8 protein-coding genes are annotated in these 14972 nt (G+C 62.0%); 5 read left to right on the plus strand and 3 right to left on the minus strand.

All coding sequences use genetic code 11. The features are described 5' to 3' along the window. Nucleotides 1-46 precede the first annotated feature (46 nt). From gcvP to P3T24_RS16955, 4 genes are all read left to right on the plus strand, one after another. A complete protein-coding gene (gene gcvP / locus P3T24_RS16940; protein ID WP_429436275.1) occupies nucleotides 47-2977 on the plus strand; it encodes an aminomethyl-transferring glycine dehydrogenase in 2931 nt (976 codons plus the stop codon). 165 nt (nucleotides 2978-3142) lie between these two features. Next, nucleotides 3143-4237 (plus strand): alginate lyase family protein, encoded by a 1095-nt coding sequence (locus P3T24_RS16945; protein WP_429407184.1) that lies wholly within the window; start codon nucleotides 3143-3145, stop codon nucleotides 4235-4237. 27 nt (nucleotides 4238-4264) lie between these two features. Then, nucleotides 4265-5653, plus strand: coding sequence for an L-serine ammonia-lyase (locus tag P3T24_RS16950; RefSeq protein ID WP_429436278.1), 1389 nt, complete (start codon nucleotides 4265-4267; stop codon nucleotides 5651-5653). Nucleotides 5654-5929: 276 nt separating this feature from the next. Then, complete coding sequence (locus P3T24_RS16955) at nucleotides 5930-7642, plus strand: thiamine pyrophosphate-binding protein (protein WP_429436280.1); 1713 nt, start codon at nucleotides 5930-5932, stop codon at nucleotides 7640-7642. 57 nt (nucleotides 7643-7699) lie between these two features. On the opposite strand, the gene P3T24_RS16960 is transcribed toward P3T24_RS16955, so the two are convergent. The 3 genes from P3T24_RS16960 to putA form a co-directional block, all read right to left on the minus strand. After that, nucleotides 7700-8320 (minus strand): hypothetical protein, encoded by a 621-nt coding sequence (locus P3T24_RS16960; RefSeq protein ID WP_429436283.1) that lies wholly within the window; start codon nucleotides 8318-8320, stop codon nucleotides 7700-7702. 931 nt (nucleotides 8321-9251) lie between these two features. Then, nucleotides 9252-10400: a branched-chain amino acid ABC transporter substrate-binding protein gene (locus P3T24_RS16965; protein WP_074262928.1), complete on the minus strand. Its 1149-nt coding sequence runs from the start codon at nucleotides 10398-10400 to the stop codon at nucleotides 9252-9254. Between the two features lie 88 nt (nucleotides 10401-10488). Further along, nucleotides 10489-14418, minus strand: a complete 3930-nt coding sequence (gene putA / locus P3T24_RS16970) for a trifunctional transcriptional regulator/proline dehydrogenase/L-glutamate gamma-semialdehyde dehydrogenase (RefSeq protein ID WP_429436285.1) — start codon at nucleotides 14416-14418, stop codon at nucleotides 10489-10491. 293 nt (nucleotides 14419-14711) lie between these two features. Between putA and P3T24_RS16975 the strand changes: the two genes are divergently transcribed. After that, nucleotides 14712-14861, plus strand: a complete 150-nt coding sequence (locus P3T24_RS16975; RefSeq protein ID WP_166660776.1) for a hypothetical protein — start codon at nucleotides 14712-14714, stop codon at nucleotides 14859-14861. Nucleotides 14862-14972: the final 111 nt, after the last annotated feature.

Raw genomic sequence — 14972 nt, forward strand, 5'->3', positions numbered from 1 at the left:
TGCGGCGTCCGACGAACGCGGACGGCCGCACCGCCAGGAACACCCCATGAAGCTCGAACACCCGGATCGTCTGATGAACCGCACTCCTCTCTCGCTCGCCGCGCTCGAAGTGCATGACGCCTTCGCTGAACGGCATATCGGCCCGGATTCGGCCGACAGCCAGGCGATGCTCGAAGCCCTCGGCTTCGCCTCGCGCGCCGCGCTGATCGACGCCGTGATTCCGAAGACGATCCGCCGCACCGAAACGCTGCCGCTCGGCCCCTTCGCGCAACCGAAGAGCGAAGCCGAAGCGCTCGCCGCGCTGCGTGAGCTGGCCGACAAGAACCAGGTGTTCCGCTCGTATATCGGGCAGGGCTATTACAACGCGCACACCCCGACGGTGATCCTGCGCAACGTCCTCGAGAATCCGGCGTGGTACACGGCTTACACGCCGTATCAGCCGGAAATCTCGCAAGGCCGTCTCGAGGCGCTGCTGAACTTCCAGCAGATGATCATCGACCTGACGGGCCTCGCCATCTCCAACGCATCGCTGCTCGACGAGGCCACCGCCGCCGCCGAAGCGATGACGCTGCTGCAACGCGTGGGCAAGCCGAAGTCGAACGTGTTCTACGTCGCCGACGACGTGCTGCCGCAAACCATCGAAGTGGTGAAGACGCGCGCTACACCGGTGGGCATCGAAGTGAAGGTTGGCCCGGCTGCGGATGCCGCGAGCGCCAACGCCTTCGGCGTGCTGCTGCAATACCCGGGCGTGAACGGCGATGTGCGCGACTACCGTGCCCTGGCTGAAGCTGTCCATGCTGCAGGCGGCTATGTGGTGGTTGCCGCCGATCTGCTCGCGCTCACGCTGCTCACGCCGCCGGGCGAATGGGGCGCGGACGTGGCTGTCGGCAACACGCAGCGCTTTGGCGTGCCGGTCGGCTTCGGCGGTCCGCACGCGGCGTATCTCGCCGTACGCGACGAATTCAAGCGGCAAATGCCGGGCCGTCTCGTTGGCGTCACTGTCGACGCACAGGGCAAGCCCGCGCTGCGTCTCGCGCTGCAAACGCGCGAACAGCACATCCGCCGCGAAAAGGCGACCTCGAACGTGTGTACCGCACAGGCGCTACTCGCGATCATGGCCAGCATGTACGCGGTCTATCACGGCCCGCAAGGTCTGAAGACGATTGCCCAGCGTGTGAACCGCGTCGCCGCGCTGCTCGCGGCCGGTGCGAAAAAGCTCGGCTATACGCTCGTCAACGAAACGTTCTTCGACACGCTCACGTTCGAAACCGGCGCCCGCACCCAGGCGCTGCACGACGCGGCGGTCGCCAAACGCATCAACCTGCGCCGCGTGAGCGACACGCGCGTCGGCATCTCGATAGACGAAACCACCAAGCGCAGCGACCTCGCCGATCTGCTGGCCGTGTTCGCGCAAGCGGCGTTCGTGAGCGAAGTGCCGCAAATCGACGCGCTCGACGCCGAACTGCCCGCGGAAAGCTCCGTGCCGGCCGCGCTCGAACGCACCAGCGCGTATCTCACGCACCATGTATTCAACCGTCATCATTCGGAAACGGAAATGCTGCGCTACCTGCGCAGCCTCTCCGACAAGGACCTCGCGCTCGACCGCTCGATGATCCCGCTCGGCTCCTGCACGATGAAGCTGAACGCGACCTCGGAAATGCTGCCGGTCACGTGGCCTGAGTTCGGTCAGATTCACCCGTTCGCGCCGGCTGAGCAAACCGTCGGCTACCGCGAAATGATCGATCAGCTCGAGCAGATGCTCGTCGCGGCAACCGGTTACGCAGCGGTTTCACTGCAACCGAACGCCGGCTCGCAAGGTGAGTACGCGGGTCTGTTGATCATCCACGCTTATCACGCATCGCGCGGCGAAGGTCATCGCAACGTCTGCCTGATTCCCGCTTCGGCGCACGGCACGAACCCGGCGTCGGCGCAGATGGCCGGCATGCAGGTCGTGGTGGTCGCCTGCGATGCGCAAGGCAACGTCGATATTGAAGACCTGAAGGCGAAAGCCGCGCAACACGCGGACAAGCTGGCTGCGATCATGATCACGTACCCGTCGACGCACGGCGTGTTCGAAGCCAACGTACGCGAAATCTGCGAGATCGTGCATGCACACGGCGGCCAGGTATATGTGGACGGCGCCAACATGAACGCAATGGTCGGCCTCACGGCACCGGGCCAGTTCGGCGGCGACGTTTCGCACCTGAACCTGCACAAGACGTTCTGTATTCCGCACGGCGGTGGCGGCCCAGGCGTCGGCCCGGTGGCAGTGGGCGCGCACCTCGCGAAGTTCCTGCCGAACCAGACGTCGTCGGGTTACGAGCGTGCGCCGCAAGGCATCGGCGCCGTGTCGGGCGCGCCGTACGGCTCCGCTTCGATCCTGCCGATCTCGTGGATGTACATCGCGATGATGGGCGCGAAGAACCTCACCGCTGCGACCGAAACCGCGATCCTCAACGCCAACTACGTCGCCAACAAGCTGGCGCCGCATTATCCGGTGCTGTACTCGGGCCCGGGCGGACTGGTCGCGCACGAATGCATTCTCGACCTGCGCCCGATCAAGGAAACCAGCGGCATCACCGTTGACGACGTCGCCAAGCGCCTCGCCGACTACGGCTTCCACGCGCCGACCATGAGCTTCCCGGTGCCGGGCACGCTGATGGTCGAACCGACCGAATCGGAATCGAAGGAAGAGCTCGACCGTTTCATCGAAGCGATGATTGCGATCCGCGAGGAAATCCGCGCCGTCGAAGATGGCCGCTCGGACCGTGAAGACAATCCGCTCAAGCACGCACCGCACACCGCGGCCGTGGTGATTGCGGACGACTGGAAGCATGCGTATGCGCGTGAAACCGCTGCGTATCCGCTGCCGTCGCTGATTGCGAGGAAGTACTGGCCGCCGGTTGGCCGTGCAGACAACGTGTATGGCGACCGCAACCTGTTCTGCTCCTGCGTACCCATCGCGGATTACGAGTAACCGCGTCGCATCCGCTGGCTTGAACCGCGCGCCACCTGACGGTGACGCGCGGTCCTGTCGTTCGTGCCCGGGAACGGCTAACATCACACACCAATCAGCCCAACGAAGGAGTGTCGCATGGTGCGAAAGGTGCTAATGATGGAAAGCCCGAGCTATTCACGGCGCATGCCGTCCTGGCAGGCCGCGGGCACGCCGCTCGCGACGCTGCTGCTGGTGTGCGGCGCCGTCATGCTGCCGGTGCGGCATGCCCGCGCAGCGATGAATTTCTGTGCAGCGCCAGCGCTGCAAACCAGCGAACGCACGAATGCCGATCCGGGCGTCAAGGCACTGGTCGCCAACGTGGAAGCGCATCTGAACGATCAGGCGCACGCGGTGGCGACCTTGCATACCGAAGGCACCTTACCGCACGAAGGGATCTACGATCAGAGCGTCGAAGCGGAGAAAGATCTGGACCTCCTGCGTGACGCGGCGCTCGCCTGGCGCGCCACCAGTGACGACCGCTATCTGAAACTGGTCGACCGCCTGCTGTACGCCTGGGTCACGACCTATCAACCGAGCTTCAACCCGATCGACGAAACCCGTTTCGAAGGCTTGATCCTCGCCTACGACATGACCGCAAGCGCGTTACCAGTGAAAACGCGTAACGCAGCGATGGCGTTTCTGACGAAGCTTGGAAACGGTTACATCGCGCAGATCGACGCGCAACCGCGTCCGCTAACCGGCTCGTTTCGCAATAACTGGCAGAGCCACCGGGTCAAACTGATTGCGATGGCCGCCTTCACGCTCGATAACCGCAAGATGATCAACGCGGCGCAGCGCCTGTTTGTCGAACATATTGGCGACAACATCGAGCCGGACGGTTCGACGATCGACTTTAAGGAACGCGATGCGCTGCATTACGTGACTTACGATCTGCAGCCGCTCGTGACCGCCGCGCTGGCCGCGCGCCGTCACAACCGCAACTGGTTGCCGGAGAAGGCCACCAACGACGCGACGCTGGGCACCGCGCTGAACTGGTTGACGCCCTACGCGTTGGGCACCAAAACGCATGACGAATTTGTGCATTCGGACGTCCCGTTCGATGCGAAGCGTCGCGAAGCCGGCTTGCCCGGCTATTCGGGTGACTGGGATCCGAAGAATGCGGCTGAACTGTTTCACCTCGCGGCGCGTCTCGATGGCCGCTATGCGCCGATCGCGCTGCGGCTCGCGCCGACCCCGCCCGCGTGGCTGGCCGTGTGCCTGCCGCTGCCGGCACGTTAACCCCGTTTTTTATATGCAGGAGCAGTAATGGCAGTCAGTGTGTTCGACCTTTTCAAAATCGGCATTGGTCCGTCCAGCTCGCATACGGTCGGGCCGATGCGCGCGGCGCTGATGTTCGTCCAGGGGCTCGAACGCGACGGACTGCTTGCGGGTACGGCTTCGGTGAAGGTGGATCTGTACGGCTCGCTCGGCGCGACCGGCAAGGGCCACGGCACCGATCGCGGTGTGATGCTCGGCTTGATGGGCGACGCGCCGGATACCGTCAATCCCGATACGATCGCGCAGCGTCTCGAAGCCGTGCGCACTTCGCGCTCTTTGCCGCTGCTTGGCACACACCCGGTGCCGTTCGTGCAGAAGGATCACATTTCTTTCTACCGGCAAGCGCTCGCCGAGCATCCGAACGGATTGAAGCTGCACGCGTTCGATGCTCAAGGTCAGACGCTGCGTGAGGCGACTTACCTGTCCGTCGGCGGTGGCTTTGTGGTCACTGCGGGGGCGCCGAATACCAAGGTGCTGAGTGCGGTCGATCAATTGCCGCATTCATTCCGCAGCGGCAATGAGTTGCTCGCGCTGTGCAAGGCGACCGGCAAAAGCATCGCGCAACTGATGTGGGAAAACGAGCGCGTTTGGCATACCGAAGAGGAAACGCGCGCCGGCTTGATGAAGATCTGGGACGTGATGCAGTCGTGCGTGGCGCGCGGTTGCGGCATCGGCAATCAGGATGCGGATGGCAATCTGCCAGGTCCGTTCCAGGTGAAGCGGCGTGCGCCGCAGTTGTATCGCTCCCTGTCGGGAAATCCTGAACTGGCGTTACGTGATCCGCTGTCGATGGTGGACTGGATCAATCTGTACGCAATTGCCGTCAATGAAGAAAATGCCGCCGGCGGTCGTGTCGTGACTGCGCCGACGAACGGTGCCGCCGGCATCATCCCCGCCGTGCTGCATTACTACACGCGGTTCATGTCCGGCTCGAACCAGCAAGGCGTGATCGACTTTCTGATGACGGCCGCAGCGATCGGCATTCTGTACAAGCTGAATGCGTCGATTTCCGGTGCCGAAGTGGGTTGCCAGGGTGAAGTGGGTGTCGCCTGCTCGATGGCCGCCGGCGCACTCGCGGCGGTGATGGGCGGCACGCCCGAGCAGGTCGAGAACGCCGCGGAAATCGGCATGGAACATAACCTCGGGCTGACCTGCGATCCGGTTGGCGGCATGGTGCAGATTCCGTGTATCGAACGTAATGCGATGGCGTCGGTGAAGGCGGTCAACGCGGCACGGATGGCATTGCGCGGCGATGGCAGCCACTATGTCTCGCTGGACTCAGTCATCAAGACGATGCGCGAAACCGGCGCGGATATGAAGACCAAGTACAAGGAAACTTCACGCGGCGGGTTGGCGGTGAATATTGTCGAATGCTGATTTGTGGCCGCGTCGCTTCGTTCGGCCATACGGCCATACGACCAGCAGCGGCTGGGTGACTTCATGCAAGTCGTAGCCAACGCATCCCTTACAACGCGCCGCCGCTGCCACGCTGCGAGGCTTTACCTTGGCAGCTTGTGCCAATAGCCCGATTGGCGGGCCAACATTGCCCTTTCCGGTGACACCGGCCGCCGAGTCGGCGTAAGCTGTCGAAGCCCGTCGGCCCCACGTGGCCGACCAGCCGACCGACGAGATCCGACTGGAGGCTTCACCGCAATGCCGCTGACGAATGTTCCCGCTTCCGCCACCACTACCGGTGCGCGCCTTGTAGTCGATGCCCTGCTGACGCACGGTGTCGAACGTGTTTTCTGTGTGCCAGGCGAGAGCTTTCTCGCCGTGCTCGACTCGCTGCACGACGAGACTGAACGGATCCAGACCGTTGTCTGCCGGCACGAAGCGGCCGCCGCCAATATGGCCGAAGCGGTCGGCAAACTGACCGGTCGTCCCGGCGTGGCAATCGTCACGCGCGGACCCGGCGCGACGCATGCGTCGATTGGCGTGCACACCGCGTTCCAGGACTCGACGCCGATGATCCTGCTGATCGGCCAATGCGCGCGCGAACATCTCGACCGCGAGGCGTTCCAGGAAATCGACTATCGACGCATGTTCGGCCAGATGGCGAAGTGGGTCGCACAGATCGATGATCCGCGTCGCATTCCGGAGTATCTGAGTCACGCGTTCCATACTGCGACGTCAGGACGGCCAGGGCCTGTCGTGCTGTCGTTGCCGGAAGATGTCTTGAGCGACGCGTGTGCGGTGGTGCCAGGCGCGCCGGCTTATCACCGTGTGGCGGCGTCACCGTCTGCAGCGCAGATGGATGAGCTAAGGCAGTTGCTCGAAGGCGCACAGCGGCCGATGGTCATCGCCGGTGGTAGCGGCTGGACATCTGAGGCGAGCGCGGACCTGCAGCGCTTCGTCGAGAACTGGCAGTTGCCGATCGGTCTCGCGTTCCGCTTTCAGGACACGCTCGATAACGAGCATGCGAACTACGCAGGCGATGTGGGACTTGGCATCAATCCCGCGCTGGCCAAGCGCATCGCGGATGCGGATCTGCTGCTCGTGTTTGGCCCGCGAATGGGTGAAGCCACAACCGGCGGCTATACGCTGCTGGACATTCCGAAGACCAGGCAGACTTTGGTTCACGTGCATCAGGGCGCGGAGGAATTGGGCCGCGTGTATTCGGCAGATTTGCCGATCGTCTCCGGAATGCCTGAACTCGCGTCACTTCTCGCGGCCCTGCCGCCTCCTTCTTCAAAACCGGCATGGGCGGGAGCTGCGGAAGAGGCGCATCGCTCCTACCTCGAGTGGCGAGTGCCGCGGCAGATTCCCGGCGACGTGCAAATGGGCGAGGTGATTCAGCAGCTGCGCGCGCACCTGCCCGCGGACGCCATCGTGACCAACGGCGCAGGCAACTACGCGACGTGGCTGCATCGACACTTCTCGTACCGGCATTTCCGTTCGCAGCTCGCACCGACCAGCGGCGCGATGGGCTACGGCGTGCCGGCGGCGATTGCGGCGAAGTCGCTCTACCCCCAGCGCACGGTGGTAGCGCTGGCCGGCGACGGCTGCTTCATGATGTCAGCTCAGGAACTGGCGACGGCGATGCAATACGACCTGCACGTTCTGTTCATCGTCGTGAACAACAGCCACTTCGGCACGATCCGCATGCACCAGGAGCGGCACTATCCGAACCGCGTGCATGGCACCGGCCTCACCAATCCGGATTTCGCGGCGTTCGCGCGATCTTTCGGCGCACACGGCGAGACGGTGGAACGTACCGAGGATTTCCTGCCGGCGCTCGAGCGTTCGCTCGCGGCGAAACGCGCAGCGGTAATCGAGATTCGCATCCCGCAGGAAGCGAGCACGCCTGGCGCGACTCTGGAGCAGATTCGGGAGCAGGGGCGCAAGTTAAGGGGTGAAGGGAAATAGCTGACGTACGAATGACTCTGTCGGCGCGGCCGCTCGACGCTCTCGCGACGACGGCTGCTAGGCCGAGATCACAGCCAACGCGCCGAGCTCCTTCATCAAAGCCGGCTTGCGCCCCTCGATCACATCTATCTGAATCTGATAGATCACGGATTTGATCACTTCTGTCTGATTCATCTCCGTATCTTCAGTCAGCGTCTTGATGTCTTCGGCGATGCGCGGCGTGACCTTCATGGAGAGACGTCTGCGCGCGGCTCCACGCTGCTCCTTGAAGCGCGCCACGGCTGAGCGATGCGCCCTCATCAACCGCTCCCGAGGATACTCGCCGGAGGCAAACCGATGCAGATACAAGATCATTAAAACCTTGCGAAACTCGGTTGAACTCGCGCTATCGATTGTGTACGCAGCAAGATCAAGCATATCCAGATAAATAGCGGGCAACTGCGCCTCGATGGCCTTCACTTCCTTCTGACGGGTTTCGCGAATAGCCGGCGTGGACTGCGCGGGGATGGCGACTACTTCATCGCACACGTCGCAAACTGAGACGAGGATGTCCTTGACCTCACCCTTGCCGTCACTGAACGGCACATTGCGGCGCGCAAAAGTCGAACTCACGAGCTGCTGACAGCTGTGACAGATCGCCTTGCTCTTCTCGCCTTCTTCATACAGTTTTGTGTTCATGGTCCTGCTCACTGGTGAACGCTTATAAACATGGTGTCTGGATCGCCGACGAAGTAAAACTTCACGTACCAGCCACCTGACGCGATGACATGCACATCGATCGACGCGAACCTGTGATGCGGCGACGATACGTATTCAGTGTCATCACTCTTGACGATGACGCGTTCCACTAACTGCGGCGTCACCTCCCCCATGGTAAGAAGGTTTTTGACATCGACGTTACGACGCGACTCATGCTGAAACCTGCCGGACCTAAGCGCGGCGACGACCGCCTGCTTAACCTCGCAATATTTAACTGGTATCGTCAAAAGCACCCCCGAATTATACGACGTTTATCGTATGAAATGTCGATGTGACCGATTTCATACACCATCGCAATTGTTGAGGACTTTTGATCGACCGGCGAGTCATCCGGATGGCCAACCGCGGAGAGACGAACCGGCGACGCCCGTCCGATGGACTCCAGAGTCGCGGCATCCGAACAGACGAGAGGACAGCAATGCTGGCATTGCGGATATTTTTGCGGACACCGTCTGTATGCGCGGCCAGGTTTGTTCGCCGGCCGAATTGTGCCTCGACTATCAACGATCAATTTGCAGACTTTTCTGCATTGAATTGGGATGGCATGCGGGGTAAAAATCTTCAGGAGCTAAATAGGCTCGGAGTGCGATCCGCAACAATCAGCGTTATAGCGCATGTCTACAAGCCCATGATGCCAGACGATAAATACGAGCCGACGGGTACAAGAGCGGAAGTAACACTAATTCCCGCGTGCGTAGACAAGTAGCGCATTTGTAGCCATATAGAGCCCCGCAAAAAATAAAGCCCCACGAGCCATGAGAGACCCGTAGGGCATAAACACCAAACCAGCCATTCAACGCTTGAAAATCAACTAAACCGAACCATCCTCAAGCGCCGCGAGGCAAAAAACTCACTTCCCACCAACACTCTGCAAAGTCGTCCACTTCCCATCAACAACCTTGTAAAGCGTAATCCCGCCATTCTTAAGATCACCCTTCCCGTCATACTCAAGATGAGCCGCAGTGACAGCCGGCATATCCGTCTTGGCAAGGAACGGCAAATACTTAGCCGGATCGGTCGAATTAGCCTTCTTCATGGCAGCGAACATCGCCATAGCACCATCGTATGCATACGGCGAGTACGTCTGCACATCCTCATTAAAACGCTTCTTATACTTGCTGACATAGTCAGCACCACCAGGCATCTGATCAAGCGGCAGCCCAGCCAGCGAAGCAACAGTCCCATTAGCCGCATCGCCAGCGAGCGACAGGAACGTCGGCGTATGAACCATCTCACCGCCCATGAGCGGAGCCTTGATACCAAGCTCCCGCATCTGCTTGACCATCGGCGCAGCTTGCGAATCCGCACCACCGTAATAGATGAGATCCGGATTAACCGACTTCAACTTCGTCAGAATCGACTTGAAATCAACAGCCTTGTCATTGGTGAACTCACGATCAACGATCGCCCCACCTGAAGCCTTGGCCGCCTTCTCGAACTGGTCAGCCAACCCCTGCCCATAAGCCGTGCGGTCGTCGACAATAGCAATCTTCTTCATGCCAAGATTCTTCACCGCAAACGTGCCGGCAACCGAACCTTGTTGCGTATCGGACGTCATCATGCGGAAAGTCGTCTTGAAGCCTTGTTGCGTGTACTCAGGCGCCGTCGCCATGGCGATTTCGGGGATGCCCGCGTTCGCGTAGATGCGCGAAGCCGGGATCGTCGTGCCCGAGTTGAAATGGCCGAGCATGCCCTTGATGTTGTCGTCCACCAGCTTCTGCGCGACGGTCGTGCCGGTGCGCGGATCCGCCTGGTCGTCCGCCGAATCGAGAACGAAGCGAACCTGCTTGCCGCCGATCATCGGCTTGCTTGCGTTTTCTTCTTCCACAGCCAGCGTGATGCCGTTCTGGAAGTCCTTGCCGTAGTGGGCCTGTGCGCCCGTCATCGGGCCGGCAAAACCGACCTTCACGTCTTCGACCTGCTGTGCGTGTGCCGTCCCCGCCAGCGACATGGCTGCGACGAGCGCGGCGCCTGCCAGCTGTTTCATCTTGTGTTGCATAGCTTCTCCTTGGTACCAGGTGTGAGTGGAGCGGTTTCGGGGTCGCCGTACCGCTTCCGTTTAATTGAATCGACCGTTAAAGGTTCGCTCAACCGATCGTCATCAAATTCGCATTGCCGCCTGCAGCTGCGGTGTTTACGCTGACCGAACGCTCCGTCAGCAGACGTTCGAGCGCATAGTCCTCTTCGCCGCTTTCCAGCGCGCGAGCCGCCACGCCCTGTACGGAGACGATCGGACCCACCCGCTTGGCCACTTCCTTCACCAGCGAAAGCAGTTCATCGCTGTCGCCTTCGAACAGCACGGCGTCGAACGGCGTGTCGGCGCTCTTCTTCACGCTTGCATACGGCTTGAGTGCCGCAGGCAGTGCCGACACCAATTGCTCGCCTGCAGCGCCGTCGAACAGCGCGCGGTTGCCGGTGGCAAGCGCCGCAGCAAACTGCACGCGTGCACCGCTCGCCGTCGACGCCACACACAACACCGTGCCGCGTGCGCCGAGCGTGTAGGTATTGCGCTCGCCGGTCGGGCCAGGCAGCACCGCCGTGGCGCCCGCCAGGCCTTGCGACAGGTAACCGTCGCAACGCGCCGCCAGCGACGCCTGACGCTCGTTGATCAGCCAGTCACGCAGCGCCGTCAGCGCCGAGGACGGATTGTCGCCGTTTTCCGTCGCCTGCGGGGCGTCGGCGATCAGCGCTTGCGCCAGCGTCTTCGGCAGACCGGCCGGACGCGTCGCCAGAAGACGCTGCAAATAAAGCGCGCCGCCTGCCTTCGGACCCGTGCCCGACAGCCCTTCACCGCCGAACGGCTGCACGCCGACCACCGCGCCCACCACGTTGCGGTTCACGTAGATGTTGCCCACATGCGCGCGGCTGATCACATGTGCGATTGTTTCGTCGATGCGCGTATGGATGCCGAGCGTCAGGCCGTAACCGGTCGCGCGGATCTGTTCGAGCAGCTTGTCGAGCGCGTTGCGGCGATAACGCACCACATGCAGCACCGGACCAAACACTTCGCGCTTCAGTTCGTCGATGCTGTCGAGTTCAATCAGCGTCGGCGGCACGAAGGTGCCTTGCGCGCCACCTTCCGGCATCGGCAGTTGCACGACCTTGCGGCCCTTCTCGCGCATCGCTGCGACGTGCGTGTCGATACCGCGCTTCGCATCGACGTCGATCACCGGACCGACATCGATCGACAAACGATCCGGGTTGCCCACCGCGAGCTCGCGCATCGCGCCGGTCAGCATTTCCAGCGTGCGATCGGCCACATCGTCCTGTAGACAAAGAACGCGCAGCGCGGAACAACGTTGACCGGCCGAGTCGAACGCCGAGTTCAGCACATCCGCCACTACCTGCTCGGCGAGCGCCGACGAGTCGACGATCATCGCGTTCTGGCCACCGGTCTCAGCGATCAGCGGAATCGGCTTGCCTTCTGCATCCAGACGGCTCGAAAGCGTCCTGTTGATCAGGCGTGCCACTTCGGTCGAACCGGTGAACATCACCGCTCGCGTGCGGGCATCGGCTACCAGCGCCGCACCGACGGTTTCGCCGTCACCTGGCAGCAGTTGCACCGCGCCTGCCGGTACACCCGCTTCGCGCAGGATACGCACCGCTTGCGCCGCGATCAGCGGAGTCTGTTCGGCCGGTTTCGCCAGCACCGTGTTGCCGGCGGCTAATGCGGCCGCGACCTGACCCATGAAAATCGCCAGCGGGAAGTTCCACGGGCTAATACAGACCACCGGCCCGAGCGGACGATGCGTGTCGTTCGAGAACTCGGTGCGGATCTGCGCCGAGTAGTAGCGCAGGAAGTCAATCGCTTCGCGAATCTCGGCGACGGCATTCGGCAGCGACTTGCCCGCTTCGCGCACCACGAGGCCCATCAACGTATGCATCTGCGCTTCAAGCAGATCGGCCGCACGCGCGAGGCAATCGGCGCGCGCTTCGACCGGTGTCGCTTGCCAGATCGGCGCGGCGGCTACGGCATTCGACAGCGCCGCGCTCACATGTTCCGACGTGGCTTCGACAACCGTGCCGACGAGATCGCGATGGTCAGCCGGATTGCGTACATCGCGTGCGGTACCCACAGCGATTTCGTTGTCTTCGAGCATGGGGGTCGCGCGCCACGGATGATGCGCACTCGCCAGCAGTGCCGAAGATAAGGACGCCAGACGATGTTCATTCGACAGATCCAGTCCCATCGAATTTACGCGTTCCGCACCATAGAGATTGCGCGGCAGCGGGATCTTCGCATGCGGCGCGCCGAGCGGCACGACCTTTGACGCTTCTTCAACCGGATCGGCCACCAGATCCTTGATCGCCACGTTTTCATCAGCGATGCGGTTCACGAACGACGTATTCGCGCCGTTTTCCAGCAGGCGTCGCACCAGATACGCGAGCAGCGTTTCGTGTGTACCGACCGGTGCATACACGCGGCACGGACGATTCAGCTTGTCGCGGCCCGTGACTTCTTCGTACAGCGGCTCGCCCATACCGTGCAAGCACTGGAACTCATACTGGCCAGGATAGTAGTTCTGCCCCGCGAGGTGATAGATCGCCGAGAGCGTATGCGCGTTGTGCGTGGCAAATTGCGGATACACCGCGTCCGGCGCGCCGAGCAGCTTCTTCGCGCAGGCGACATACGACACGTCCGTATAGATCTTGCGCGTGTAGACCGGATAGCCTTCGAGGCCGTCCACTTGAGCCCGCTTGATTTCGCTATCCCAGTACGCGCCCTTCACGAGCCGCACCATGATGCGATGACGGCTGCGGCGCGCCAGATCAATGATGTAATCGATCACGAACGGGCAGCGCTTCTGATATGCCTGCACCACGAAGCCAATGCCGTTCCAGCCCGCCAGTTCCGGATCGAAGCAAAGCGCTTCGAGCAGATCCAGCGAGATTTCGAGGCGATCGGCTTCTTCCGCGTCGATGTTCAGGCCAATGTCGTAGCGGCGCGCGAGGATCGCGAGCGAGCGCACGCGCGGCAGCAGTTCGTTCATCGTGCGTTCGTACTGCGAGCGCGCATAGCGCGGGTGCAGCGCCGAGAGCTTGATAGAGATGCCCGGGCCTTCGTAGATGCCGCGGCCGCCGGCCGCCTTGCCGATTGCGTGGATCGCCTGCTCGTACGACGCGTAGTAGCGCTGCGCATCGGCTTCGGTAGTGGCCGCTTCGCCAAGCATGTCGTACGAGTAGCGGAAACCGCGCGCTTCGAATTTGCGGCTGTTGGCGAGCGCCTCGGAGATGTTCTCACCGGTGACGAACTGCTCGCCCATCAGGCGCATCGCCATATCGACGCCCTTGCGGATCAGCGGCTCACCGCCCTTGCCGATCAGCCGCGTGAGCGCCGACGACAGGCCCGTTTCGCTATTGGTCGTCACCAGCTTGCCGGTGATCATCAGCCCCCAGGTCGCGGCGTTGACAAACAGCGACGGCGCCTGGCCGACGTGCGATTTCCAGTCGCCCTTGCTGATCTTGTCGCGAATCAGCGCGTCGCGGGTGGCGCGATCGGGAATCCGCAGCAGTGCTTCGGCGAGGCACATCAGCGCCACGCCTTCCTGGCTCGACAGCGAAAACTCGTGAATCAGCCCTTCGACGCCGCCGCCCTTGCTCTTGCCGCGCAGCGTTTCGACGAGCTTGCTCGCCATCGCCTGCACATCATTGGCGAGGTTTGTCGGCAGACGCGCCTGACCGAGCAGGAACGGCACGCATTCCGGCTCAGGACGACGGTAGGCCGCTGTAATCGCCGCGCGCAACACCGATTGCGGTTGCACGTTCTGCGCAAAATCCAGGAACGGGTGCGACGCCCCATCCTCTTCGGATTCGACGCTCGCGCCATCGGCCAGATCGGCCGAGCCGTGCGCGCCGGACAGCTCAGCGGGCAATTGACCGTGCTCGATCCGTTCGAGGTACGCAAAGATCGCCTGCTTGATCAGCCAGTGCGGAGTGCGTTCGAGACGGGTGGCGGCATCTTTCAGCCGGGTACGCAGGAGGTCGTCGACCTTGACGCCAAGGGTGGTGCTAGCCATGTTTCCTTCGTATGCCAGCCAAGCCGCGCCGGCCAAAGACTAAAAAGTTGGCCGAATCGTACGCCTCCCAATAAAAAGGTGCAACCACGCGGATGGCATGGTTGCACCATTGTCAAAACCTTGTGCGACCGGGGTTTGCGGGAGTTGGCGCACCTGCGAGCGATCCCGGAGCCGGATCGGTACTTTCCCCTACGAAATTCTTTTTTGGCGACCCTTATCGAAACGCAGAATCAGGCCGTTATACAGAACATGATGCGCACAAGCGCACGTAACGGGGTTACGGGGTGTTCGAAATGGAAAAGTGGCTGGTACTGGCAGCAATCTGGAGCATGTGCGCAACGTGCGCATATCTGTTCGTCCGCGGCGCGACGTACTCCGACACGCGCGAAGCAGAGGATGAGCTTGCAGTGATCGACAGCGCGCGCCGCGCGATCGGGAAATAAGCCTTCCCCTTACGCGTTTGGCGCGAACTGGCTGCAGGAGTCGTCGGGCGAGACCAGCTGGTCGTGCAGACGGCAGAGCCGGCTCGTCGCTACGCTCGCCCCAAACCCCGA

Origin of the sequence: Paraburkholderia sp. GAS33 (genome assembly GCF_050436645.1) — a bacterium.
GTDB classification, from domain to species: domain Bacteria; phylum Pseudomonadota; class Gammaproteobacteria; order Burkholderiales; family Burkholderiaceae; genus Paraburkholderia; species Paraburkholderia phenazinium_B.

What these genes read in the sequence shown, in the direction of transcription:
- gcvP (WP_429436275.1), top strand. Translation starts at nt 47, where the DNA reads ATGAAGCTCGAACACCCGGATCGTCTGATGAACCGCACTCCTCTCTCG.
- P3T24_RS16945 (WP_429407184.1), top strand. Translation starts at nt 3,143, where the DNA reads ATGCCGTCCTGGCAGGCCGCGGGCACGCCGCTCGCGACGCTGCTGCTG.
- P3T24_RS16950 (WP_429436278.1), top strand. Translation starts at nt 4,265, where the DNA reads ATGGCAGTCAGTGTGTTCGACCTTTTCAAAATCGGCATTGGTCCGTCC.
- P3T24_RS16955 (WP_429436280.1), top strand. Translation starts at nt 5,930, where the DNA reads ATGCCGCTGACGAATGTTCCCGCTTCCGCCACCACTACCGGTGCGCGC.
- P3T24_RS16960 (WP_429436283.1), bottom strand. Translation starts at nt 8,320, where the DNA reads ATGAACACAAAACTGTATGAAGAAGGCGAGAAGAGCAAGGCGATCTGT.
- P3T24_RS16965 (WP_074262928.1), bottom strand. Translation starts at nt 10,400, where the DNA reads ATGCAACACAAGATGAAACAGCTGGCAGGCGCCGCGCTCGTCGCAGCC.
- putA (WP_429436285.1), bottom strand. Translation starts at nt 14,418, where the DNA reads ATGGCTAGCACCACCCTTGGCGTCAAGGTCGACGACCTCCTGCGTACC.
- P3T24_RS16975 (WP_166660776.1), top strand. Translation starts at nt 14,712, where the DNA reads ATGGAAAAGTGGCTGGTACTGGCAGCAATCTGGAGCATGTGCGCAACG.